At 72.2% G+C, this 23,777-nt stretch carries 19 protein-coding genes and 2 pseudogenes; 10 read left to right on the forward strand and 11 right to left on the reverse strand.

Annotated features, from left to right (window positions below; genetic code table 11):
* Window positions 1–121: pseudogene (locus tag E1266_RS39490) on the reverse strand (homoserine kinase); the annotation flags it as partial.
* Window positions 122–165: 44 nt separating this feature from the next.
* Between E1266_RS39490 and E1266_RS20865 the strand changes: the two are divergent.
* Window positions 166–795 (forward strand): annotated as a pseudogene (locus tag E1266_RS20865) (protein kinase); the annotation flags it as partial.
* Here the strand turns inward: E1266_RS20865 and E1266_RS20870 are convergent.
* The 3 genes from E1266_RS20870 to E1266_RS20880 are packed head-to-tail and all read right to left on the reverse strand — an operon-like array spanning window position 792 to window position 3,089.
* Window positions 792–1,937 carry an OmpA family protein gene (locus E1266_RS20870; protein ID WP_132049443.1) on the reverse strand — a complete coding sequence of 382 codons (1,146 nt, stop codon included), beginning with the start codon at window positions 1,935–1,937 and terminating at the stop codon, window positions 792–794. The pseudogene E1266_RS20865 and the gene E1266_RS20870 sit on opposite strands and share 4 nt — an antisense overlap.
* 7 nt (window positions 1,938–1,944) lie before the next feature.
* Window positions 1,945–2,511 (reverse strand): OmpA family protein, encoded by a 567-nt coding sequence (locus E1266_RS20875; protein ID WP_132049445.1) that lies wholly within the window; start codon window positions 2,509–2,511, stop codon window positions 1,945–1,947.
* Between the two features lie 5 nt (window positions 2,512–2,516).
* Window positions 2,517–3,089 (reverse strand): hypothetical protein, encoded by a 573-nt coding sequence (locus E1266_RS20880; protein WP_132049447.1) that lies wholly within the window; start codon window positions 3,087–3,089, stop codon window positions 2,517–2,519.
* Window positions 3,090–3,193: 104 nt separating this feature from the next.
* Between E1266_RS20880 and E1266_RS20885 the strand changes: the two genes are divergently transcribed.
* The 6 genes from E1266_RS20885 (at window position 3,194) to E1266_RS20910 (ending at window position 9,966) form a co-directional block, all read left to right on the forward strand.
* Entirely contained in the window at window positions 3,194–3,814 is a 621-nt protein-coding gene (locus E1266_RS20885) for a hypothetical protein (protein ID WP_243718668.1), read from the forward strand.
* Between the two features lie 434 nt (window positions 3,815–4,248).
* Window positions 4,249–5,079 carry a hypothetical protein gene (locus E1266_RS20890; protein WP_132049449.1) on the forward strand — a complete coding sequence of 277 codons (831 nt, stop codon included), beginning with the start codon at window positions 4,249–4,251 and terminating at the stop codon, window positions 5,077–5,079.
* Between the two features lie 12 nt (window positions 5,080–5,091).
* Window positions 5,092–7,122, forward strand: a complete 2,031-nt coding sequence (locus E1266_RS20895) for a fumarate reductase/succinate dehydrogenase flavoprotein subunit (protein WP_132049451.1) — start codon at window positions 5,092–5,094, stop codon at window positions 7,120–7,122.
* Entirely contained in the window at window positions 7,119–7,889 is a 771-nt protein-coding gene (locus E1266_RS20900; protein ID WP_132049453.1) for a succinate dehydrogenase/fumarate reductase iron-sulfur subunit, read from the forward strand. Before E1266_RS20895 ends, E1266_RS20900 begins: the two co-directional genes overlap by 4 nt.
* Window positions 7,890–8,220: 331 nt before the next feature.
* Window positions 8,221–8,913 (forward strand): Crp/Fnr family transcriptional regulator, encoded by a 693-nt coding sequence (locus E1266_RS20905; RefSeq protein WP_132049455.1) that lies wholly within the window; start codon window positions 8,221–8,223, stop codon window positions 8,911–8,913.
* A 51-nt stretch (window positions 8,914–8,964) separates the two neighbouring features.
* Window positions 8,965–9,966: a LysR substrate-binding domain-containing protein gene (locus E1266_RS20910; RefSeq protein WP_132049457.1), complete on the forward strand. Its 1,002-nt coding sequence runs from the start codon at window positions 8,965–8,967 to the stop codon at window positions 9,964–9,966.
* A gap of 42 nt (window positions 9,967–10,008) precedes the next feature.
* Here E1266_RS20910 and E1266_RS20915 read toward each other — a convergent pair whose 3' ends face one another.
* The 6 genes from E1266_RS20915 to E1266_RS20940 form a co-directional block, all read right to left on the reverse strand.
* On the reverse strand, window positions 10,009–10,707 hold the full coding sequence (locus E1266_RS20915) for a hypothetical protein (RefSeq protein WP_132049459.1): 699 nt from the start codon (window positions 10,705–10,707) through the stop codon (window positions 10,009–10,011).
* 83 nt (window positions 10,708–10,790) lie between these two features.
* A complete protein-coding gene (locus E1266_RS20920) occupies window positions 10,791–11,549 on the reverse strand; it encodes an arginase family protein (RefSeq protein ID WP_132049461.1) in 759 nt (252 codons plus the stop codon).
* A 94-nt stretch (window positions 11,550–11,643) separates the two neighbouring features.
* On the reverse strand, window positions 11,644–12,396 hold the full coding sequence (locus E1266_RS20925; RefSeq protein ID WP_132049473.1) for a succinate dehydrogenase/fumarate reductase iron-sulfur subunit: 753 nt from the start codon (window positions 12,394–12,396) through the stop codon (window positions 11,644–11,646).
* Between the two features lie 2 nt (window positions 12,397–12,398).
* On the reverse strand, window positions 12,399–14,339 hold the full coding sequence (locus tag E1266_RS20930) for a fumarate reductase/succinate dehydrogenase flavoprotein subunit (protein ID WP_132049475.1): 1,941 nt from the start codon (window positions 14,337–14,339) through the stop codon (window positions 12,399–12,401).
* A 2-nt stretch (window positions 14,340–14,341) separates the two neighbouring features.
* Window positions 14,342–15,031, reverse strand: a complete 690-nt coding sequence (locus tag E1266_RS20935; RefSeq protein ID WP_132049463.1) for a succinate dehydrogenase cytochrome b subunit — start codon at window positions 15,029–15,031, stop codon at window positions 14,342–14,344.
* Window positions 15,032–15,231: 200 nt separating this feature from the next.
* A complete protein-coding gene (locus tag E1266_RS20940; protein ID WP_347876735.1) occupies window positions 15,232–16,479 on the reverse strand; it encodes a SpoIIE family protein phosphatase in 1,248 nt (415 codons plus the stop codon).
* A 292-nt stretch (window positions 16,480–16,771) separates the two neighbouring features.
* Here E1266_RS20940 and E1266_RS20945 point away from each other — a divergent pair, with 292 nt between their 5' ends.
* Both E1266_RS20945 and E1266_RS20950 read left to right on the forward strand, forming a co-directional pair.
* The gene (locus E1266_RS20945; RefSeq protein WP_243718669.1) at window positions 16,772–18,622 is read left to right on the forward strand and encodes an ABC transporter ATP-binding protein; all 1,851 of its coding nucleotides are present in this window, start codon (window positions 16,772–16,774) and stop codon (window positions 18,620–18,622) included.
* Window positions 18,619–20,334, forward strand: coding sequence for an ABC transporter ATP-binding protein (locus tag E1266_RS20950; protein ID WP_132049465.1), 1,716 nt, complete (start codon window positions 18,619–18,621; stop codon window positions 20,332–20,334). Before E1266_RS20945 ends, E1266_RS20950 begins: the two co-directional genes overlap by 4 nt.
* Here the strand turns inward: E1266_RS20950 and E1266_RS20955 are convergent.
* Window positions 20,331–22,415 carry a prolyl oligopeptidase family serine peptidase gene (locus E1266_RS20955; protein ID WP_132049467.1) on the reverse strand — a complete coding sequence of 695 codons (2,085 nt, stop codon included), beginning with the start codon at window positions 22,413–22,415 and terminating at the stop codon, window positions 20,331–20,333. The genes E1266_RS20950 and E1266_RS20955 overlap by 4 nt on opposite strands.
* A gap of 179 nt (window positions 22,416–22,594) precedes the next feature.
* On the opposite strand from E1266_RS20955, the gene E1266_RS20960 reads away from it, so the two are divergent.
* Window positions 22,595–23,777: serine/threonine-protein kinase (locus E1266_RS20960; RefSeq protein ID WP_132049469.1), on the forward strand; the 1,183-nt coding region annotated here is incomplete at its 3' end.

The raw sequence follows: 23,777 nt of genomic DNA on the forward strand, positions 1-23,777 counted from the left end.
TCACGGCCGGGACGCCCGCGGCGCGCAGCGCCCTGACCAGTGCGGCGGACGCCGGCATCGCGGGAGCGCGGTAGTCCTGGTGCAGCCGGTCGTCCGTCGCGTCCAGCAGGATCTCCCGGTCCAGTCCCACCGGCTCGCCGCCCGGGCCCGTACGCGTCGTGCTCCGCTGACGACGACGTCCTGCTGGCGATGGACCTCGTCAGCGGGGGCTCCCTGGAGACGCTCCTCGGCGACTACGGCAGGCTGCCGCCGGCGTACGCGGCCGAGGTCCTGGACCAGTTGCTCGCCGCGCTGAGCCACATCCACGGGGCCGGGGTGGTGCACCGGGACGTGAAACCCGCGAACATGCTGCTGGAGCCGAGTCCGGTGGGGGCGCCGCACGTCCGGCTGGCGGACTTCGGGATCGCGCTGGGGGACGACGGGATGCGGTTCACCACGACCGGCTTCACCGTCGGCACCCCGGGATACCTGGCGCCCGAGGTGCTCGACTGGAACCGCCCGGGGCCGCGGCAGGACCTGTACGCGGCGGGCATGGTCGGCTGGCGGATGCTGACCGGTGCGGGCGATCCGGAGCCGCGGCAGCGGGTGGGGGCGCCGCCCGCGGGGGTGCCGCCGCGGTTGTGGGCGGTGGTCGCGTGGCTGTGCGCCGCCGACCCGGCGCGGCGCCCGGACGGGACCGACGCCGCGCGGCGCGCGCTGGCGGCGTGCGGTCTCGAACTGCGGTTCCCCGTCCGGACGCTGGACGGGGAACCCCTGCAGATCTTCGACCAGCTCGGGCCGCCGCCCCGGGCCTAGGAACGGGCGGCCGAGATCACCACGCGGCGGTTCTTCGCGCGGGCCCGCGGATCGTCGGAGCCGTCCGGCTCGGTGTTGGACACGGCCGGTTTCGTCTCCCCGTAGCCGGTGGCCTTCAGCCGGGCCCGGTCGAGGCCGCCCTTGGTGGCGAGCCAGTCGACGATGGCCTGCGCGCGGCGTTCGGAGAGCGCCTTGTTGGACGCCGGGTCGCCCTTGGCGTCCGTGTGGCCGTCAACCTGGATGGGCGCGCCGGACGGGACCTCCTTGCGGATCGACTCGGCCAGCTCGGCGAGGGACTTCGCGGCCGCCGGCTTGATGTCGGCCTTGCCGAAGTCGAACAGGACGTCCGCCTCGATGTTGTAGGCGATCCGGTCGTCCCCCTTGATGACCTGGCCCGGACCGGCGACGTACGACTTGAGGGAGGCGGCCGGAACGCTCACCGAGGGGACGCTGACCGAGGGGACCGTCACCGAGGGGACGTTGACCGGCGGGATGCACTCCCCGTCGTCGTTGCAGGCACGCGGCCGGTAGAGCGAGGGCCGGTACAGGGTCGGGCGGTAGAGCGAGGGCCGGTAGAGGGACGGCCGGTACACGGAGGCGACGTACTGCCCCTCCTTGGACGGCTTGCTCTGGCAGACCTCCGCGACCGAGACCGCGGACTGGTCGATCGCCTTCTGCGACTTCGCGGGCTCCTCGACCGGGTCGGCGCTGGCGCCGCCCGCCTGGACGCCGGGAATGCGGACCGCCGGGATCTCCGTGCCGGGGATCGACGTCCCGGGGACGGCGACCGCGCCCAGGCAGGCGCCCGGGGCGGGCTTCTCCTCGACGCACTGCGCCGGAACGCGCTGGGCCGGGATGTCCACGCCGGGGATCGTCACCGCCGGGACCTTCTCCCCGCCGATCGTCGCCTCCGGGATGTGCACCGGGTCGGCGTGCACGGCGGGGATCTCCACGGCCTTGATCAGCTGACCGTGCGGGCACTCCGCCGGTTCGGGGCCGGAGGGAGACGGCGTCGCGCCGCCCGGCCTGGCGGGGGCGGTGGCGGCCCTATCGGGAGCTTCGTCGCTGCCCCGCGCGCCGCACGCGGTCAGCGCCAGGGCGACAGTGACGGCGAGGACGGCGGCTCGCAGTGCGTGCGGCATCGCGCGCTCAGCCCTTCTCGTAGGTGATGTCGACGCGGCGGTTCTTGGCGCGGCCCTCGGGGTCGTCCTCGCCGCCCTTCTCGTTCGGGACGACGGGCTCGGTCTCGCCGTGGCCCTTGGCCTCGATGCGCAGCGACGCCCCCTGCAGTGAGCGCTGCAGTTCGGCCTTGACCGCCTCGGCGCGCCGCGTCGAGAGGTCCAGGTTGTAGGCGTCGGTTCCGACGGAGTCGGTGTGGCCGGACACCTCGACGGTGCCGCGGGCGTCGCTCAGCCGCTTCGCGAGTTCGGCGATGCTCCGCTCGGCGGCGTCGGTGAGCGTCGCCTCGCCGAAGTCGAACAGGACGTCCGCCGAGATGCGCACGGTGACCCGCTCGCCGTCGTCCTCCTCGGTCTCGAGCGGGACGACCGCCTTGGACAGGTCGATGCCGCGCACGGACCGGGCCGTCTCGATGCCGCGCACGGATTCGGCGATGTTGGCCTCGGGGACGTCCGGGACGTCCGGCGCGGCCCCGGCCACCGCCGGGACGGCCAGGACCGCGCCCAGGACGGCCGTCAGGAACAGGACTCGCCGCATGCCCGTCACCGCTCGACCGGGATGTTGCGGAACGTGGGCCACGAGCCGATCTGCACGTCCACCGCCTTCACGTTCTCCGGCGGGGCGGCGAACGTGTAGGAGAAGTTGCCGGTCTGGTTGTTGGCGATGTGCGTGAAGATGTCGTGCGTCTCCAGCTCCTTGCCGCCGGAGTCCTTGACGACGACGTACCGCTTGAGGTTGACCGGGTCGATCAGCGAGGTCCCGAGGCCGTTCCTGCCGTTCAGCTCGTAGGGGTTGGGGTTGTCCTCGCCGCCCGGCGGGATGCGCGGGGTGAACTGGGTGAGGAGGGTGGCGAGCCTGCCCCGCACCTTGAGGCCCATGATCGCGATGTCGACCTTGGCCCCCGGCGCGATGGGGGAGTCGAACGTGCCCTTCGTCACCGGCTCGCCGGTGTTGTCGAAGCCGGGCTCGCCCTCCGCGACGGCCTCGCCCGCCGAGCCGCCGGACCGCGCCCCGGCGGACGAGGACTCTCCGCCCAGCGGCGAGCAGCCGGTGAGCGCGCCGGCCGCGAGGAGCAGCGCGGCGGCGGTGGTGGCCAGCCGAGTTGACAGGCGCATGGTCGATCCTTCCAGGTTCGTCGCATATGCAAACGCCGCGGTACATGGCACCATGACAGTGGACGGCATGGCAGCGTGTGCGTCCGCGAATATAGCGTTTGCATTTGCGAATCGTCAAGGGGTTGGTTCGGTTGGCCGTCGCCGAGGACACGGTGGTCCGGAATCGCGCGCTGCAGGCCGAGTGGTACGGCGAACCGCTCGGCGACCGCGTCCGCCCGCTCCTCGACCGGCTCGGGCTCTCGCAGTCCGGGCTGGCCGGCGTCCTCGGCCTGTCCGCGCCGATGCTGTCGCAGCTCATGTCCGGCCAGCGGGCGAAGATCAGCAATCCGGCCGTCCTGCACCGGCTGATGGCGGTCGAGGAGCTCGTCGCCGGGCCCGCGTTCGACGCGATGACCGCCGCCGAGATCAAGGAGCGCCTGGCCGAGATCAGGGCCGAGACGGCGACCACCACCTCGAACGTGCGCATCGCCGAGCGCGCCCCGGGTGCGGACGGCAAGGACCGGGACGGCGCGTCCGCCGGCCGGGGGCCCGCCGAGTCGGCCCGGCTCGTCCAGACCGTCCTGCGCGAGGTCGCCTCCGCCTCGGAGATCGAGGCCGCCGCCGCGCTCCTCGCCGACCGCTTCCCCGACCTCGCGGAGGTCCTGCGCGTGTACGGCAACGGCCGCGCGAGCGAGGCCGAGGCCCATTTCATTCGCAAGATCCTCGGCCACACACGATCCAGGTAGGAAATTAGGTCTTCATCCGGCCGTCACGGTCCGTCACCAAGCGCGGACCCGCCCGGCTCGCGCGCCGGGCGACCGAACGGTCATGCCGGGGTGCACTCGTCTCGATTCCGCAAAGCCATAACAACTGGTTATGGATGGCGAGCGGTGCCAAGGTGCTCTCCTGGGGCTAAAGTCTGTGGTCAGACTCACATGCGGGTCTGGCTGTTGTGTATGTCACAGCTCCTGGCAGGTGGCGTAGGGTCGCTTCGCTGGAAGCGCACACGAGGCGTCACCGCCCGCATGCGACACGGCATCCGGTCGCCATCGCGACCCGGCCGGGACGCATGGCCGACGGCTCGGACGCACGGGCCGGGGGCCGGGGCGCGACGGCCGCACGGGTGCGCTCAGACCGTGGTACCGGGGACACGACGACCCGAGCTCAGGAGAGCCGAACGATGAGCACTGTGGAGGCGCCCGCGAAATCGCGCGCCCAGATCAAGGAACGCACGCTCCGGAAGGACAACTGGCGCCTGTATCCGGTGTCGATCTTCGTGATCTTCACCCTTTGGGTGGCGTACGCGACCGTACGGGCCTTCTGGGGCGCCGCCTTCTACGTGCCGCAGTTCCACTACCTGACGCCGTTCTACTCGCCGTGCTTCAACGAGATCTGCAACGACGTCACGGTGAACGGCCACACCGGCAGCGCGGCGCTGTTCGGGACGTTCCTGCCGGAGGGCACCCGCGGCTGGATCCCGTTCGCGGCGATCTCGCTGCCGTTCCTGCTGCTGTTCCGGCTGACCTGCTACTACTACCGCAAGGCGTACTACCGCTCCTTCTGGCAGTCGCCGTCCGCGTGCGCGGTGCGCGAGCCCCACAAGAAGTACACCGGGGAGCGGCGCTTCCCGCTGATCGGGCAGAACCTGCACCGCTACTTCTTCATGGCGGCCGTGCTGATCTCCCTCATCAACACCTACGACGCGATTCTCGCCTTCCACGGCAAGGACGGGGGCTTCGGCATCGGGCTGGGCACCGTCATCCTGGTCGGGAACGTGGTCCTGCTCTGGCTGTACACCCTCTCGTGCCACTCCTGCCGGCACATCGTCGGCGGACGGCTGAAGAACTTCTCCAAGAACCCCGTCCGGTACCGGATGTGGGGCTGGGTGTCCAAGATCAACCAGCAGCACGGCACGTACGCGCTGATCACGCTGGGCTCGCTGGTGGTGGCCGACTTGTACATCATGCTGGTCGCCAGCGAGACCATCTCCGACCTGCGTTTCTTCAACTGAGGCCAAGGAATCATGACTGAGATCGAGAGGCACTCGTACGACGTCGTGGTGATCGGCGCCGGCGGTGCCGGGCTGCGCGCGGCGATCGAGGCGCGCCTCCAGGGCAAGAAGACCGCGATCATCTCCAAGTCGCTGTTCGGCAAGGCGCACACGGTGATGGCGGAGGGCGGGGCCGCCGCCGCGATGGGCAACGTCAACGCCAAGGACAACTGGCAGGTCCACTTCCGCGACACCATGCGCGGCGGCAAGTTCATGAACAGCTGGCGGATGGCGGAGCTGCACGCCAAGGAGTCCCCGGACCGCATCTGGGAGCTCGAGCTGTGGGGCGCGCTGTTCGACCGCACCAAGGACGGCAAGATCAGCCAGCGCAACTTCGGCGGGCACGAGTACCCGCGGCTGGCGCACGTCGGCGACCGGACGGGCCTGGAGCTGATCCGCACCGCGCAGCAGAAGGTCGTCGCCCTCCAGCAGGAGGACCACGCCGAGCACGGCGACTACGAGGCCAGGCTGAAGGTCTGGGCCGAGACGACGGTGACCCGGCTGCTGAAGGACGACGACGGCAAGATCTGCGGCGCGTTCGGCTACGTCCGGGAGACCGGCAAGTTCGTGGTGTTCGAGGCGCCCGCGGTGGTGCTCGCGACCGGCGGCATCGGCAAGGCGTTCAAGGTCACGTCGAACTCCTGGGAGTACACCGGGGACGGCCACGCGCTGGCGATGCTCGCCGGCGGCACGCTGCTGAACATGGAGTTCGTGCAGTTCCACCCGACCGGCATGGTCTGGCCGCCGTCCGTCAAGGGCATCCTCGTGACCGAGTCGGTGCGCGGCGACCGCGGCGTCCTGCGGAACTCCGAGGGCAAGCGGTTCATGTTCGACTACATCCCCGAGGTGTTCAAGGAGCAGTACGCCACCTCGGAGGAGGAGGCGGACCGCTGGTACGACGACCCGGAGAACAACCGGCGTCCCCCCGAGCTGCTGCCGCGCGACGAGGTGGCCCGCGCGATCAACTCCGAGGTCAAGGCCGGGCGGGGATCGCCGCACGGCGGGGTCTTCCTCACCGTCGTCGACCGGATGCCCGGCGGCGCCGCCGAGATCGTCAAGCGGCTCCCGTCGATGTACCACCAGTTCAAGGAGCTGGCGGACGTCGACATCACGAAGGAGGCCATGGAGGTCGGGCCCACCTGCCACTACGTGATGGGCGGGGTGGAGGTCGACCCGGACACCGGCGCCGCGAAGGTCCCCGGGCTGTTCGCCGCGGGCGAGGTCTCCGGCGGCATGCACGGCTCCAACCGGCTCGGCGGCAACTCGCTGTCGGACCTGCTGGTCTTCGGCCGCCGGGCCGGGCTCGGCGCGGCGGAGTACGTCGACGCGCTGGCCGCCCGTCCCGCCGTCCCCGAGGCGGAGGTCACCGCGGCGGCGACCGAGGCGCTCGCGCCGTTCGAGCGGAAGGACGGCGAGAACCCCTACGCCGTCCACGCCGAGCTGCAGCAGACGATGAACGAGCTGGTCGGCATCATCCGCAAGGAAGAGGAGCTGCAGCAGGCCCTGGCGTCGCTCGCCAAGCTCCGGGAGCGGGTCGCGAACGTCAGCGTCGACCCCGTCGCGGTGGGCGACGAGGGGCGCGGCTACCACCCGGGCTGGCACCTCGCGCTCGACCTGCGCAACATGATGCTGGTGTCGGAGGCGGTCGCCAAGGCGGCGCTGGAGCGGCAGGAGAGCCGCGGCGGCCACACCCGCGACGACTACCCGCAGATGTCGGCGGAGTGGCGGAAGGTCAACCTGGTCTGCTCGCTGGCCGGCGACCCGTCCGACCCGCACGTCGAGCTGACGCGGCAGCCGATGCGGCCCATGCGGGACGACCTGCTGGAGCTGTTCGAGAACGACGAGCTGAAGAAGTACCTGACCGCCGAGGAGCTGCCGGCCGCCCTGGCCGAGGAGGCCGAGTCGGGGGAGGCGGCGACCGGTGCGACCGCCGCGTCCGCCGCCGAGGGCCCCGCAGCCGAGGGCCCCGCTGCCGAGGGCAAGGACGAGGAGGGCGACCGATGAGCTACAAGGCCAAGTTCAAGGTCTGGCGCGGCGACGACGGCGACGGCGAGCTCGTCGACTACACCGTCGAGGTGAACGAGGGCGAGGTCGTCCTCGACATCATCCACCGGCTGCAGGCCACGCAGGCGCCCGACCTCGCCGTCCGGTGGAACTGCAAGGCGGGCAAGTGCGGGTCGTGCTCCGCGGAGATCAACGGCATGCCGCGGCTGCTGTGCATGACGCGGATGTCGACGTTCGACCCGGACGAGACGGTGACGGTCACGCCGGTCAACACGTTCCCCGTGATCCGCGACCTGGTCACGGACGTGTCGTTCAACTACCAGAAGGCGCGGGAGATCCCGTCGTTCGACCCGGGCGACGCGAAGCCCGGCGAGCTGCGGATGCAGCAGGTGGACGTCGAGCGCTCGCAGGAGTTCCGCAAGTGCATCGAGTGCTTCCTGTGCCAGGACGTCTGCCACGTCATCCGTGACCACGACGAGAACAAGGAGAACTTCGCCGGCCCGCGCTTCCTGATGCGGATCGGCGAGCTGGAGATGCACCCGGCGGACCAGGCCGACCGGCGCAACATCGCGCAGGACGACCACGGTCTCGGCTTCTGCAACATCACGAAGTGCTGCACCGAGGTCTGCCCCGAGCACATCAAGATCACCGACAACGCGCTGATTCCGATGAAGGAGCGGGTCGTCGGCCGCAAGTACGACCCGGTGGTGTGGCTCGGCACCAAGCTCGGCATCGTCAAGAAGGGGCAGGACACCCCGTCCGCCTGACGTCTCGGCCCTTCCGGGCCGGGCTTCTTCGCGAACGTCCCCCGCCGCCCCGCGCGACGGGGGGCGTTCGCGTTTCCCGCCCCGGAAGCGTCGCCCTGGCATGCGGCGCTCCCGCAACGCGGCGGGCGGCGTGCCCCCGGGCCGCCGCCCGCCGTAAACGCCGTTCCCCATGAACGCCGTGGACGCTGGACGGCCTGCCAACCGCACACGCCGCGATCAACACTGGCGCACCCCCGGCCATTCGAGTAGGGATTTGTGCACACAACGCGTTGTGATTTCGTGATTCTCTTCCTGGGCCACGGAAAGCCCGGGGGCAATTAGCGTGGACGGCATGAGCGCCCTCGAACCGGGCTCGTTCTTCGCCGAACTCACCCAGGCGGAACGCGAGGACCTGGAGTCACGTGGCCGCGTCCGCGACTTCGCACGGGGGGACACGCTCTTCACCGAGGGCGAGGATCCCGGCTGGGTCGCCGTCCTGCTGCGGGGCCGCGTGAAGGCGTTCTCCTACCGCGAGCAGGGCGGGGAGGCCCTGCTCGCCGTGCGCGGACCGGGGGCGCTCCTCGGCGAGGTCGCCGCGATCGACGGGCAGCCGCGGTCGGCGTCGGTCGCCGCGCTGGAGCCGGTGCGGGCCCTCGCGGTCTCGGCCGACGAGTTCATGGCGTTCCTGCAGGCGCACGGCCGCGTCTCGATCATCATCATGCGGGTGCTGTGCCAGCGCTGGCGCGACGCCGACCGCAAACGCGCCGAGTTCGGCATGTTCGACGCGACCGGACGCGTCGCGCAGCGCCTCGTCGAGCTGGCCGAGCGGTTCGGCGTCCCGTACCGGGCGGGCCCGGAGGGGGAGGGGCAGAGCGTCCGCATCACGCTGAACCTGTCGCAGGAGGAGCTGGCGGGCTGGGTCGGCGCGTCCCGCGAGGCGGTCAGCAAGGCGCTGCGGACGCTGCGCGCGCACGGCTGGATCGAGACGGGCCGGCGCCGCCTCATCGTCCATGACCTGCAGGCGCTCCGCCGGCACGCCCGCTGACCCGCGGGCCGCCTGCGGGCGCGCCGGGACGCGACCCGTACCCTGTGCAGGGTGCAGTTGCAGCAGCTCGCCTATTTCGTCGCGGTCGCGGAGGTGCGCCACTTCACGCAGGCCGCCGAGATCCTGCGGGTGGCGCAGCCGTCGCTGTCGAAGCAGATCCGCGCGCTGGAGTCCGAGCTGAGCGTCTCCCTGTTCAGCCGTGCCCGGGGGAACATCACCCTGACGCCCGCGGGCGAGGCCCTGCTGCCGCTTGCCAAACGCATACTCGCCGACGTCGAGACGGCCCGCCTTGAGGTGCAGGAACTCGCCGGCCTCAAACGCGGCCGGGTACGGCTCGGCGCTACACCGTCCCTGTGCGCGGGCCTACTGGCGGACGTTCTGCGCCGCTTCCACGACGCCTACCCGGGGATCCAGCTCCTGGTGGAGGAGGGCGGCTCCCGCGACCTCGTCCGGGAACTGACCCGAGGCTCCCTGGACATGGCCCTGGTCATCCTCCCGCTCCAGGGCGACCCGCCCCTGGACACCACCCCCATCCTGCGCGAGTTCCTGGTGGTGGCGTCCCCGACCGGTGCCGAGACGGGACTGCCCGAGCGCTCCCTGAAGGCCGCCCAGCTGCCCCGCCGCTCGTACCTGCGCATCGAGGACCTCCGGAACCGCCCGCTCGTGATGTTCCGTCCGGGCTACGACCTGCGCGAGGCGACCATCAGCGCGTGCCGTGCCGCGGGCTTCGAGCCCCGGTTCGCGGTCGAGGGGGGCGAGATGGACGCCGTCCTGCGCTTCGTGGAGGTCGGCCTGGGCGTGGCGGTCGTCCCCAGCATGGTCCTCGCCGGACGGCCCGGCCTGCGCGGTACGCCGCTCGTCCTGCCCGACGAGGAGGCGCGCCGGGGCCGCCAGGGCCCCGGCCTGCTCCGCACCATCGCGCTCGCCCACCGCAAGGACGTCGAACTCACCCACGCCGCACGCGCCTTCCAGGACACCCTGCAGACGTTCCTCGTCGAGGCGGGCCTGGCCGGAAGCCTTCCCCCAGGCGTCGAAACCCTCCTCAACGAATAAGCCCTCGGCGGCTAGACGCCAGGTCGGCGCCGGCCCCGGGCCCTACCACCCAGGTTGTGCAGTGCGGCGATGGCGTGCCGCCCCTCGGCGCCGCCGGCGATCAGGCCGGGTCCAGGTACCGGGCGAGGGCGCTGGCGGCGTCATCGTGGGGGGCAGGGGGCGCACCCATCCGCGGGTATCGGTCTCCTTGACCGTTACGCGGACGGGACGGTACGCGGCGGCGTCGCACGTCGGGCACTGCTGGACGACCTCTTCATAGAACCAGGTGGAGGCGATGAGGGCGACGGCGCCGGGGGAGGCGCGCAGGGCGTTCTTCAGCGGCTCCGCGTCCAGGAGCCGGGACGCCGCGACGATCGCGCTGCCCGCCACGCCGTGGGCGTCGTAGATCACCTCCCCCGCGTGCACGGCGACGCGGACCTTGATGCGCGCCCCCGGCGGCGCGCCGCTGTTGTGCCGTTCGAGGGAGGCCGCCAGCTTCAGCGGGAAGGGGCCGGCCAGCCGCTCCTTCGGCACGTCAGGCTGGACGAGGACGAGCGCGCCGTCCCCGCGGTCCTCGAACCGCAGCGACCTCGGGGGCACGCCGGAGTCGGCCAGCGCCTCGGGCAGGACCTTGAACAGGACGCTGCGCACGGCGAGCTGGTCCCAGTTCGTCCGGGTGCCGTAGCCCTGGACGTCCACGCACAGGATCGACCGGTGCACCGCGTGCGATGGGTCGGCGATACCGTGCAACGGGTCATGCATATGCACAGTCTTCTGCACGTGCAGCACGCTACTGCAAGATCGCGACCTGGGCAGGGACCTTTGCGCATGTGCAAGTGGCCGGATCAGGCGCCCTGGATCCCACCCAGGAGCTCGGCCAGCAGACGGGTTCGGATGGCGGTGTCGTCGCCCTCCGGCAGATGCCAGGGGCAGGCGAGATCCAGCGCGGCGACGCGGCCGGTGGCCATGACGCGACGGTAGGACGTGAGCACCGCGTCCCGCGACGGGCCGTCGCCGACCGGGAACCGCAGGCCGGGCAGGTCGCCCTTGTCGATCACGTCCAGGTCGATGTGCAGGACGAGCGGCCCGTCGGGCAGGACGACGTCGTCCACCGGGCAGCGCCGCACCTCCGAGGTCGCGAGGAACTCCGCCTCGGCCGGGTCGAGGTCGCGGGCGTCCACCAGGACGGCGCGCTCCTCCGGCAGCGGGCGCAGCCCCAGCGGGCCGGTGAGCAGCTCGGGATGGTCGCCGATGATCTGCCGCAGCGGTATCCCGCCGATGTAGCCGGACGTGGAGCTCTCCAGGGAGTGGATGTCGCCGTGCCCGTCGAACCAGACGACCGATGCGTCCACGCCCGCCCGCTGCACGCCAGCGAGGACCGCCGTGGAGACCAGGCAGTCGCCCGACACCACGGTCGGCCGCGTCCCGCCGGTGACCTGGTCGGCGACCTCGGCGGAGACCAACTCGTACAGCGCGCCGAGGCGCGCCCAGACGTCGCCTTCGGGCAGCTCCCGCGTCACCGGGATGAAACCGGCGGTGGGCAAGGGGAAGGACGAGTCGGGAAGCCGTTCGTCAAGGTGGTAGGGCACCAGCGTGATCGTCATGCGTCCACAGTAAATGGCGCCCTCGCCAGGGTCCGGAAATGAATGACCCCGCCTGGTACTTCGGGCGGGGTCCGTCCATGGGGCGCCGTGCGGGTCAGCGCTTCTTTCCGCCCGCGGTGGCCTTCAGGTAGTCGTGGTTCAGCCGGCCGATGACGTCCAGGGGGATGCCCTTGGGGCAGGCGGCGGTGCACTCACCGGTGTTGGTGCAGCCGCCGAAGCCCTCCTCGTCGTGGGTCTCCAGCATGGACACGACCCGGTCCCAGCGCTCCGGCTGGCCCTGCGGCATCAGCCCGAGGTGGGTGACCTTGGCGCCGAGGAACAGGGCGGCCGAGCCGTTCGGGCAGGCCGCGACGCACGCGCCGCAGCCGATGCACTCGGCGGCCTCGAACGCCTGGTCGGCGTCGGGCTTCGGGACGGGCACGGCGTGCGCCTCGGGCGCGGTGCCGGTCGGCGCGGAGATGTAGCCGCCCGCCTGGATCATCCGGTCGAACGCGGAGCGGTCGACCACCAGGTCCTTGACGACCGGGAACGCCGCCGCCCGCCACGGCTCGATGTCGATGACCTCGCCGTCCTTGAACTTGCGCATGTGGAGCTGGCACGTGGTGGTGGCGCGCTCCGGGCCGTGCGGGGTGCCGTTGATGACGAGCGAGCACATGCCGCAGATGCCCTCGCGGCAGTCGTGGTCGAACGCGACCGGCTCCTCGCCCTCGGCGATGAGCCGCTCGTTGAGGACGTCGAGCATCTCCAGGAACGAGGCGTCGGGGGAGACGTCGTCGAGCTTGTACTCGACCATCCTCCCCTTGTCCTCGGGGCCGCTCTGGCGCCAGACGCGCAGTGTGAGCTTCATCGTCACTTGTAAGACCTCTGGGTCGGCTTGACGTATTCGAAGTTCAGGGCCTCCTTGTGGAGGATCGGCTGCTCGCCCTCACCGGCCCATTCCCAGGCGGCGACGTAGGAGAAGTTGACGTCGTCGCGCTTGGCCTCGCCGTCCTCGTCCTGGCTCTCGGCCCGGAAGTGGCCGCCGCAGGACTCGGTGCGGTGCAGCGCGTCGACGACCATCAGCTCGGCCAGCTCGAAGAAGTCGGCGACGCGGCCGGCCTTCTCCAGTTGCTGGTTGAGCTCCTCGCCCTTCCCGGTGACCCGGACGCGCTCCCAGAACTCCTGCCGCAGCGCCGGGATGAGGTCGAGCGCCTTGCGCAGGCCCTCCTCGGTGCGCTCCATCCCGCAGTACTCCCACATGATGTGGCCGAGCTCGCGGTGGAAGGAGTCGACGGAGCGGTCCCCGCCGACCGACAGCAGCCGGTCGATCTGCGACTTCACGCGCTCCTCGGCCTCGGTGACCGCGCTCTCGCCGACCGGTCCGAGGCCGTCGTTGCGGGCGATGTAGTCGCCGATGGTGTTCGGCAGGACGAAGTAGCCGTCGGCGAGCCCCTGCATCAGCGCGGACGCGCCGAGGCGGTTCGCGCCGTGGTCGGAGAAGTTCGCCTCGCCGATGACGAACAGGCCCGGGATGGTGGACTCCAGGTCGTAGTCCACCCACAGCCCGCCCATCGTGTAGTGGACGGCGGGGTAGATGCGCATCGGCGTGTCGTACGGGTTCTCGCCGGTGATGCGCTCGTACATCTCGAAGAGGTTGCCGTACTTGGCCTCGACCTTGTCGCGGCCCAGCCGGCCGATGGCGTCGGCGAAGTCGAGGTAGACGCCGAGGCCGCCGGGGCCGACGCCGCGTCCCTCGTCGCAGACGTTCTTCGCGGCGCGGGACGCGATGTCGCGCGGGACGAGGTTGCCGAAGGACGGGTAGATGCGCTCCAGGTAGTAGTCGCGCTCGTCCTCGGGGATGTCGGCGGGCCGCCGCGTGTCGCCGCCCTTCTTCGGCACCCACACCCGCCCGTCGTTGCGCAGCGACTCCGACATCAGGGTCAGCTTCGACTGGTGGTCGCCGCTGACCGGGATGCACGTCGGGTGGATCTGCGTGAAGCACGGGTTGGCGAACAGGGCGCCGTGCCGGTGGGCGCGCCAGGACGCGGTGACGTTCGAGCCCATGGCGTTCGTGGACAGGAAGTACACGTTGCCGTAACCGCCGGACGCCAGCACGACCGCGTCCGCCGTGTAGTGCTTGATCTCGCCGCTGATCAGGTCGCGGACGACGACGCCGCGCGCCCGCCCGTCTTCCATGATCAGGTCGAGCATCTCGTGCCGCGGGTACAGCTCGACGTTGCCCGCGTCGACCTGCCGCATCAGCGCCTGGTACGCGCCGAGCAGGAGCTGCTGGCCCGTCTGCCCGCGCGCGTAGAAGGTGCGGGAGACCTGCGTCCCGCCGAACGAGCGGTTGTCGAGCAGGCCGCCGTACTCGCGGGCGAACGGGACGCCCTGCGCGACGCACTGGTCGATGATGTTCCGGGAGATGTCGGCGAGCCGGTGCACGTTCGACTCGCGGGAGCGGAAGTCGCCGCCCTTCACCGTCTCGTAGAACAGCCGGTGCACGCTGTCGCCGTCGTTGCGGTAGTTCTTGGCCGCGTTGATGCCGCCCTGCGCGGCGATCGAGTGGGCGCGGCGCGGCGAGTCCTGGAAGCAGAACTGCTGGACGTGGTAGCCGGCCTCGCCGAGGGTCGCGCCCGCCGAGCCGCCCGCCAGCCCGGTGCCGATGATGATGATCTTCTTCTTGCGCTTGTTGGCGGGGTTGACCTGCCTGGCCTCGAACTTGCGGGTCGTCCAGCGCTCCTCGATGGGACCCGCGGGCGCCTTGGTGTCGGCGATCGGCTCGCCGGACTTGTAGAAGCCGTCGATCATGGTCAGCTCACCCATCCGAACGTGATGGAGACGGGGACGGCGGCGAAACCGAGCGTCACGACCGCCGCGATGGTTCCGGACAGCCCGCGGAGCAGCCGCTCCGTGCGCGGGGTGCGCAGCCCGAGGGTCTGGCACGCGCTCCAGATGCCGTGGTGGAGGTGCGCGCCGACGAGCAGGACCGCGACGACGTACCAGACGGTGATGTACCAGCGGGACGGGTCGAAGTCGGCGATCATCCGCTGGTAGGGGGTGGCGTCGCCGCCGAGCGGGTTCACGACGAAGAACGTCAGGTCCAGCAGGTGCCAGACGACGTAGAACGCGATGATGACGCCGCCGTACCGCATCGTGCGGGCGGCGTAGCCCTGCGCGTGCGACTTCTTCTTGGCCTGGTACTTCACCGGCCGCGCGGCCGACGCGCGCCGGGCGAGCGACACCGCCGACCACATGTGCAGGACGATCGCCACCACCAGGCCGGCCTCCAGGAGCGTGAGGACGGTCCGGTACGGCACGGCGGGCTCGCCGAGCGTGCGCAGCCAGTGCGCGTAGTCGTTGAAGCTCTCCGCCCCGAAGAAGATCTTCAGGTTCCCGATCATGTGCGTGATCAGGAAGAGCACGAGGACGGCGCCGGTCACCGCCATGACGGCCTTCTTGCCGACGGTCGACCGGTAGATCGCAGGTATCGCTACAGCCACGTGCTCGAAGCTATGCCGACCTGGGCTGAGAGTTCCAAGTCATGAGCGCACTGGTTTCGATAGCCTCAGGCTATGAAGCCATGCAGAACGGACGTTGTGCCCGTTCCGTGATAGACCACGCGGTGAGTGACTTCACAGGACGATCCGGAACTCACCGGGCAGGTGATCGAGAAGACATTGACGAGGTCGGCGGCGGTGTGTCAGGAACGCGCAAGACGTGCCGCTCCGCCGCCCTCATGCTGCCGCGACAGCAGCAGCACGGCGAGGTCGTCGGTCAGGGCGTCGCCGTTGAGGCGCTCGACGTCGGTGACGAGCGCGTCGATGAGGGACCGTCCCGTGGCGCCGCCCGCGCGGGCGCGGTGCGCCAGCTCGACGAGCCCCTCGGTGCCGAGCCGCTCGGACCCCGCGCCGACCTTCCCCTCGATGAGGCCGTCGGTGTAGAGCATCAGCGCCCACGACTCGCCGAGGTCGATCTCGGTGGTCGGCCACTCGGCGCCGGGCACCAGGCCGAGCGCCGGGCCGTGCGCGTAGTCCGGCAGCGCCGACACCTCGAACTCGCCGTCCCCGGGGATCCCGCGGAACAGCAGCGGGGCGGGGTGCCCGGCCAGGTGCATCCGGGCCGTCCGCCGCGACGGCGCGATCGTGATCATGCAGAGCGTGGTGAAGATCTCCTCGCTGCGCCGCTCGTGGCCGAGGACGCTGTCGAGGGTGCCGAGGAGCTGCTCGCCGGTGTGGCCGGCGAGCACGAGCGTCCGCCACGCCATCCGGAGCTGGACGCCGAGCGCGGCCTCGTCGGGCCCGTGCCCGCACACGTCGCCGATGACGAGGTGGACCGCGCCGCCCTCGGTCTGCACGGTGTCGTAGAAGTCGCCGCCGAGCAGGGCCCGCCGCCGGCCGGGCCGGTAGCGGGTGTGGTGCCGCAGCGACGGGTCGTCGATCAGCGGGACGGGCAGCAGGCCGCGCTCCAGCCGGGCGTTCTCCCGGCCGACGATGCGGGCCTCGACCAGCCGCCGCTCGGTCTCCTCCGAGCGCTTGCGCTCGATGGCGTAGCGGACGGCGCGGGCCAGCAGCGGGGCGTCGACCTCCTGCTTGACCAGGTAGTCCTCGGCGCCGGCGGCGACCGCCCGCACGCCGAGGTGGGCGTCGTCGATGCCGGTCAGCACCACGACGGCGGCGGACCCGGACAGGGCGAGGACCCGCCGCAGCCCGTCGAGCCGGTCGATGCCGGGGGTGGACAGGTCGACGATGATGCACTGGGTGCGCCGCGTCAGGGCCCGCCCCGCGGCGGTGAGGTCGCCGACGACGTTGATCTCGACGTCCATGCCGCTCTCGGCGAGCATCTTCTCGACCATGAGGACGTCGCCGGGGTCGTCGTCGATGAGGAGCAGGTCGACCCTGTCCCCGGCTCCCGGCATGAGGGGATACGTCTGGTGACTGATGGTGCTCACAAGGGCTTCCGAAAAGTCGGGCTGGCGACTGGCAGCGGTCACGGCGTCCCGCGCGTTCCCCGCGGCACGGGGAGCGGTGCGCGCCGCGCCGGGGGAGCGGCATTGGCCTAGCCGCCGGAGTCCCGGCTCAAGGAGCGGAGTAAGCATCGCTCCGTTGATCAGACCTTAGCGCGTCCTGACCTCGCGCGGCACCCCTGGACGTCATCGGGCGGGGTTTTGGACGGGCCGTAACCCGCGCCGACCACTGAAAAACCAGTCGAACTTTCGCACATCCGCTGCATAACCTTCGTCCGTGAAGCCGTTGCCGGAAAAAGATCCTGGCACGCCCGGCCATGCCGTTCGAGGGGGGACGGGCCCCCGCGCGTCCCGCGGCGGCTCCGGCGCCGTTCACATCTCACCGGCGCGCTACCTGCTGTGGCTGCTGCGCCTCCAGTGGCGCAGCTGCGCGGCGGGCGCCGCCCTCGGCGTGGTCTGGATGCTCAGCCAGGCGCTCATGCCCGCCGCGATCGGCCGCGCCCTCGGCGACGGCGTCGCGGCGCGGGACGAGTCCGCCCTGCTGACCTGGGCCGGGGTCCTGCTCGCGCTCGGCGTCCTCCAGGCGGTGACCAGCGCCTTCCGGCACCGGCTCGCGGTGTTCAACTGGCTCGCGGCCTCGTACCGGACCGTCCAGCTCGTCACCCGGCAGGCGACCCGGCTCGGCGGGACGCTGCCGAGACGGCTGAGCACGGGCGAGATGATGAGCATCGGCCTGTCCGACGTCGTCCACATCGGCGGCGCGCTGGACATCATCTCCCGGGGGACCGGCGCCGTCGTGGCCATCATCGCCGTCGCGGGCATCCTGCTGGCGACGTCGCCCGCGCTCGGCCTCATCGTGCTGGTGGGCGTACCGGTCATCCTGGCGGTGGCCGCGCCGCTGCTGCGGCCCTACCGCGACCGGGAGCGGGAGCACCGGGAGCTGGTCGGCGAGCTGAGCACGCACGCCGCCGACCTCGTCGCGGGCCTGCGGGTGCTGCGCGGCATCGGCGGCGAGGCGATGTTCTCCGGCCGCTACCGCGCCGAGTCCCAGCGGGTGCGGCGGGCGGGGGTCGCGGTCGCGCGGGCCGAGACGCGGCTGAGCGGCGCCGAGGTGCTGCTGCCCGGACTGCTGATCGCGCTGGTGACCTGGGCCGGCGCCCGGTTCGCCGTGCGGGGGTCGATCGGCGTGGGCGAGCTGGTCACGTTTTACGGCTACGCGGTGTTCCTGATCATCCCGCTGAAGACCGTCGGGGAGGCCGCGGGACGGATCACCCAGGCGCTGGTCGCGGCGGGCCGGGTCACGGCCCTGCTGGCCATGGAGCCGGAGTTGCGGCACGCCGGGACCGCGCGTCCGGAGGGGCCCCTCCACGTCACCGACGTCGCGTCGGGGCTGGTCGTGCGCGAGGGCCGGGTCACCGCGGTCGCGGCGGCGGACCCGCGCGACGCGCAGGCCGTCGCCGACCGGCTCGGCCGGTACGTGCCGGGCGTGGTCGACTTCGGCGGCGTTCCGCTGCACACCGTCGCGGACGTCCGGCGCCGCGTCCTCGTCGCGGTCAACGAGGACCGCCTGTTCTCCGGCCCACTCGCCGAGAGCCTCGCCCCCGACGGTGATGGAGCGGCGCTGCGCGCGGCCGTCCATGCGGCCTGCGCCGAGGACGTCGTCGACTCCGTCGGCCTGGACGCGCATGTCGTCGAGGCGGGGCGGGAGTTCTCCGGCGGGCAGCAGCAGCGCCTCCGCCTGGCGCGGGCGCTCGTCGCCGACCCGGACCTTCTCGTCCTGGTGGAACCGACCAGTGCGGTGGACGCGCACACCGAGGCGCGCATCGCCGACCGGCTCGGCCCAGCGCGCGCGGGACGCACCACCGTGGTGTGCACCACGAGCCCACTGATGCTGGACCGGGCCGACCACGTGGCCTTCGTCCTGGACGGCCAGGTCGTCGCGGAAGGAACCCACCGCGACCTCCTGGACACCGAACCGCGCTACGCGGCAACGGTGACCAGGGGAGAGGCCATGGCCCCGATGCAGACCGAGAAACCCGAGCTGACCGAGAAACCCGAGCAGACCGACCCCGAGCAGCCTGACCCCGAGCAGAGCATGGACAAGACCGCTGAGAGGGCGGGGACGTGAGCGCCGAGACACTGCCGGTGGCGACACCGGCGCAGGTGCGCGCGTACGCGCGGCGCCTCGTCGTGAGGTATCCCCGCGACCTCGCCGTCGTCCTCGCCCTGCACGGGCTGGCGGCCGTGACGGGCCTGGTGACGCCGCGCCTGCTCGGCGCCCTGGTCGAGGGCGTCCGCGACGGCCGGGCCGAGGTCGACACGACCGGCCTGGCCATCGCCGGGTTCGTCATCGTCCAGGGGATTCTGACCCGCTACGCCTACTTCGCGTCCGCGAAGCTCGGCGAGCGGGTGCTGGCCGGGCTGCGCGAGGAGTTCGTCGACCGCGTCCTGGCGCTGCCGCTGTCGCGGGTCGAGCGGGCGGGCACCGGCGACCTGGTCACCCGCGCGTCCCGGGACGTGGACACGCTGAGCACGTCCGTCCGCTACGCGATGCCGGAGACGCTCGTCGCCGTCGTCGCCTGCGCGCTGACGGCCGGCGCGCTGCTGCTGAACGGCCCGCTCGTCGCGCTGCCCGCCCTGGTCGGCGTCCCGGTGCTGTGGACGGTGATGCGCTGGTACCTGCCCCGCGCCCACGGCGGGTACCTGCGGGAGAACGCCGCGTGGTCGCGGATCGCCGACGGGCTGACCGAGACGGTGCAGGGCGCCCGGACGGTAGAGGCGCTCGGGCTGGAGGACCGCCGGCACGCACGCGTCGACGCCGACATCGCGGCGTCCTACCGGGCCGAGCGGTACACCCTGCGCCTGCGCATGATCCTGTTCCCGGTCGCGGAGCTGGGCTTCATGCTGCCCGTCGCGGCGACGCTGCTCGTCGGCGGCCTCCTCTACATCAACGGCATGGCGTCCCTCGCGCAGGTGACCGCCGCGACCCTGTACGCGCAGCAGCTCATCGCCCCGGTGGACACGATGCTGTCCTGGCTGGACGAACTCCAGCTCGGCGGCGCGTCCCTGGCCCGCCTGCTCGGCGTGGGGAACATCCCGCCCGACCGCTCGCCGAACGGCCGCCGGCCGTCCGGCGAGCGGCTCACGGCCCGCGACGTCCGCTACTCCTACCGCTCCGGCACGGACGTGCTGCACGGTGTGGACCTCGACCTGAGACCCGGGGAACGCCTCGCCGTGGTCGGGCCCAGCGGCGCGGGCAAGTCGACCCTCGGCCGCCTGCTCGCCGGGGTCGACGGCCCGCGCTCCGGCTCCGTCACCATCGGCGGCGTGCCGCTGGTGGAGCTGCCGCTGGACGAGCTGCGCGGCCACGTCGCCCTGGTCACCCAGGAGCACCACGTGTTCCGCGGCACGATCCGCGAGAACCTCGTGATGGCCCGCCCGGACGCGTCCGACGCCGAGCTGGAGCGGGTCCTCGCGGCGGTCGACTGGGACGGCCCCGGCCTGGCCGCGAGCACCGGCTCCGGCGGCGAGGCCCTGACGCCCGCGCAGGCGCAGCAGCTCGCGCTGGCCCGGCTCGTCCTCGCCGACCCGCACACCCTCGTGCTGGACGAGGCGACCTCCCTCCTCGACCCGCGCGCCGCCCGCCGCCTGGAGCGCTCGCTCGCCGCCGTCCTGGACGGCCGGACCGTCGTGGCGATCGCGCACCGCCTCCACACCGCCCACGACGCCGACCGCGTGGCGGTGGTGGAGGACGGCCGCATCACCGAACTCGGCGCCCACGACGAACTCGTCGCCGCCGACGGCCCCTACGCGGCCCTGTGGCGGAGCTGGAGGTCCTAGTGGCGGTTCAGGGACTGCTTCAGGTAGTCGACCTGGAGGTGGAGGAGGTTCTCCGCCACGACCTCCTGCGGGGTCATGTGGGTCACGCCTGACAACGGCAGGACGGTGTGGGGCCGGCCCGCGGCGAGCAGGGCCGACGACAGGCGGAGCGTGTGGGCGGCGACGACGTTGTCGTCCGCGAGGCCGTGGATGATCATGAGTGGGCGCTTCAGCTCGCCCGCCATCTCGATGAGGGAGTTGGCGGCGTAGTTCTCCGGCTCCTCGTCGGGGTGGCCCAGGTAGCGCTCGGTGTAGTGGGTGTCGTACAGGCGCCAGTCGGTGACCGGGGCCCCCGCGATGCCCGCGTGGAACACGTCCGGGCGGCGCAGCACCGCCAGGCCGGCGAGCCACCCGCCGAACGACCAGCCGCGGATGCCGACCCGGTCGAGGTCGAACGCGTCGCGGTGCCGCCGCGCCGCCTCGATCAGCGCGGTGATCTGGTCCTCCAGGACCGGCTCGGCGAAGTCGCCGTGGACGGCGCGCTCCCACGCCGGGCCGCGGGCCGGGGTGCCGCGGCCGTCGGCGACCACCACGGCGAAGCCCTGGTCGGCGAGCCACTGCGGCTCGCAGTACGCCCGCTGGACGGCGAGGACGCGCTGCGCGTGCGGGCCGCCGTAGGGGTCCATCAGGACGGGCAGCCGGCCGTCGCCGGGCTTCCAGCCGGTGGGCAGCAGCACGGCGGTGCGGATCTCGCGGTCGCCGGAGCGCAGCAGCTCGACCTTCGGCGTGATCACCGGCGTCTCGGCCAGCGAGGCGACGGGGTGGGTGCCGGACGGCGCGCGCACCTCGACCTCCACGCCGGGCCGGTCCGCCCGGGAGCCGGTGACCACGGTGATCCCGCCGGACCGGGTGCCGCCGAAGACGCCGCGCCCCTCCGTGATCTTCGTCACGCCGGTCTCGTCGCGCGAGTACAGGTGGACCTCGGTGGGCTCCTCCGACCCGGTGAACAGGATCGCGTCGCCGTCCACCCCGAGCACCGACCGGATCTGCAGCCCAGGGGGCGTCACGGGCGTGCCGGCGACGGTGAGCCGGCGCGTGTCGGTCTCGCGGTCCTCGGTGGCCCAGACGAGGTCGCCGCCGCCCGTCCGGACGGGCAGCCCGGGGACGATCTCCGTCCAGACCGGGTCGTGCTCGTTGTGCAGCAGGGACGTCTCCCCGTTGGACGGGTCGACCCGCAGCACCCGCGTCACCCGCTGGTCGCGCGGCTGGACGACGATCAGCAGGCCGTGCCGGTCCCACGACGCCGTGACGACGTAGGGGAACATGCCGCGGTCCCAGGCGACGTCGACCCGGCCGCCGTCGACCTTGAGCAGCACCAGCGACACCATCGCGTTGGGCGTGCCCGCGGCCGGGTAGGCGATCTCCGCCGGCGCCGCGTCCGGGTTGGCGGGGTCGGCGATGTGCCAGCGCTGCACCGGGGTCTCGTCGACCCGCGCGGCCAGCAGCGTCCCGCCGTCCGGCGACCACCAGTGGCCGCGCATCCGGCCCATCTCCTCGGCCGCGACGAACTCGGCGAGCCCGTAGGAGATCTGGTCCGACTCCGGCTGCACCAGCGCCCGGTCGCCGGTGCCGTCGATCTCGATGAGCCGCAGCGTCCGGTCCGAGACGTAGGCCACGCGCCGCCCGGCCGGGTCGGGGCGCGGGTCGAAGACGGGCGCCCGCGCGGGCAGCTCCCGGACGAGCGCGGTGTCGAGGTCGGCGACGTAGAGCCGCCCGGCGAGGGTGAAGACCGCCTGCCGCATCGACCGGTCGGTGGCGTACCCGACGATGCCGCCCGCCTGCTCGCGGGCGCGCTCGCGCCGGGCCCGCTCCTCGGCGGGCAGGTTCTCCTCGCCCGGGACGTCCAGCGCCGCGGGGTCGGCCACGCAGCGCTCCTCGCCGGTGCCGGTGTCGAGCGTCCACAGGCAGGTCACCGGGTCGTCGCCCGCCCTCGTGCGCAGGAACGCGACGCGGGACTCGTCCGGCGCGATCTGGAAGGCGCGCGGGACGCCGAGGCTGAACCTTCGCGTGCGGGCGCTCTGCCGCGGATAGCTGATGCTCATGGCATCCGAGTCTGCCAGTACGGAATCGCTGGCGAAGTCGCGCATGGCGGCCTCCCGGGGCCTATGATCGCGGGCGTCGCATGGGCGGACGGGGAAAGGCCCGTGCCCGGGTCCGCGCTCGCGTAAGCTCAAGGCTTCCCCAAACACTGTTTTTTTCGTCGCGGGCTGAGGAGTGGTCAATGCCGGAGCTGCAGCCGGGAGATCCCCGGCGGCTTGGCTCGTACGAGATCGTCGAACGGCTCGGCGAGGGCGGCCAGGGCGTCGTCTACGCCGGCATCGACGCCTCCGGGAACAAGGCCGCCATCAAACTGCTCCGCGCGGACCTCGCCGGCGACACCATGGCGCGCAACCGGTTCGTCCGGGAGGCGCAGGCGGCCAAGCAGGTGGCGCGGTTCTGCACCGCGCAGGTGCTGGAGGCCGACGTCGCGGGCGACCAGCCCTACATCGCCAGCGAGTACGTGCCCGGCCCGTCGCTGTACAAGCAGATCACCGAGACCGGCCCGATCACCGGCGCGGCGCTGGACCGGCTCGCGATCGGCACCGCGACCGCGCTCGTCGCGATCCACCAGGCCGGGATCGTGCACCGCGACTTCAAGCCGCACAACGTCATCATGGCGCCGGACGGGCCCCGGGTCATCGACTTCGGCATCGCGCGCGCCCTGGACACCGGGCAGACCGCCGCGACCAAGGCGATCGGCACCCCGTCCTACATGGCGCCCGAGCAGGTGGCGGGCGCCACGCTGACCGAGGCCGTCGACGTGTGGGCGTGGGCCACGACGATGGTGTTCGCCGCGACCGGGCGGCCGCCGTTCGGCGACGACACCGTCGTCGCGGTGATCAACCGGGTGATGCACGAGCAGCCGTCGCTGCAGGGCGTCCCGGAGAACCTGCTCGGGCTGATCTCGGCGTGCCTGGTCAAGGAGCCGGAGCGGCGGCCGACCGCGCAGCAGATCATGATGGCGCTGATCGGCACCGGGCCGGGCGGCGCCGCGCAGACCCGCATGGACGATCCCGCGCAGGCGACCACGATGCTCGCCGAGGGCTCGACGCTCGCCGCGGGCGGCGCCGCCGCCGGGATGATGGCGGGCGCGCCGGGCGGCGCGACCCGCCGGGTGTCGCCCGCCGAGTACACCGGGAACCTCCCGCCCGCGCGGCCCCCGTACGGCGGCGGTCCCGGCCCCGGCCCCGGGCGCGGCCGCTACGACGACTGGGAGCCCGAGCGCAAGTCCAAGTGGCCGATCTTCGCGGCCGTCGCGGCGATCGCCGCGCTGGCGCTGGTCGTCGGCATCTTCATGGCGACCCGGGGGAACGACTCCCCGGAAACGCCCGTCACCCCCTCGGTGACCGACTCCTCCTCCGTCG

It is taken from the genome of Actinomadura sp. 7K534 (genome assembly GCF_004348575.1).
In the GTDB taxonomy this organism is placed as follows: domain Bacteria; phylum Actinomycetota; class Actinomycetes; order Streptosporangiales; family Streptosporangiaceae; genus Spirillospora; species Spirillospora livida.

Coding starts and splice junctions, on each gene's coding strand:
- E1266_RS20895 (WP_132049451.1), top strand. CDS start 5,092: ATGACTGAGATCGAGAGGCACTCGTACGACGTCGTGGTGATCGGCGCC.
- E1266_RS20875 (WP_132049445.1), bottom strand. CDS start 2,511: ATGCGGCGAGTCCTGTTCCTGACGGCCGTCCTGGGCGCGGTCCTGGCC.
- E1266_RS20870 (WP_132049443.1), bottom strand. CDS start 1,937: ATGCCGCACGCACTGCGAGCCGCCGTCCTCGCCGTCACTGTCGCCCTG.
- E1266_RS20925 (WP_132049473.1), bottom strand. CDS start 12,396: ATGAAGCTCACACTGCGCGTCTGGCGCCAGAGCGGCCCCGAGGACAAG.
- E1266_RS20905 (WP_132049455.1), top strand. CDS start 8,221: ATGAGCGCCCTCGAACCGGGCTCGTTCTTCGCCGAACTCACCCAGGCG.
- E1266_RS20955 (WP_132049467.1), bottom strand. CDS start 22,415: ATGAGCATCAGCTATCCGCGGCAGAGCGCCCGCACGCGAAGGTTCAGC.
- E1266_RS20890 (WP_132049449.1), top strand. CDS start 4,249: ATGAGCACTGTGGAGGCGCCCGCGAAATCGCGCGCCCAGATCAAGGAA.
- E1266_RS20920 (WP_132049461.1), bottom strand. CDS start 11,549: ATGACGATCACGCTGGTGCCCTACCACCTTGACGAACGGCTTCCCGAC.
- E1266_RS20900 (WP_132049453.1), top strand. CDS start 7,119: ATGAGCTACAAGGCCAAGTTCAAGGTCTGGCGCGGCGACGACGGCGAC.
- E1266_RS20930 (WP_132049475.1), bottom strand. CDS start 14,339: ATGATCGACGGCTTCTACAAGTCCGGCGAGCCGATCGCCGACACCAAG.
- E1266_RS20880 (WP_132049447.1), bottom strand. CDS start 3,089: ATGCGCCTGTCAACTCGGCTGGCCACCACCGCCGCCGCGCTGCTCCTC.
- E1266_RS20915 (WP_132049459.1), bottom strand. CDS start 10,707: ATGCATGACCCGTTGCACGGTATCGCCGACCCATCGCACGCGGTGCAC.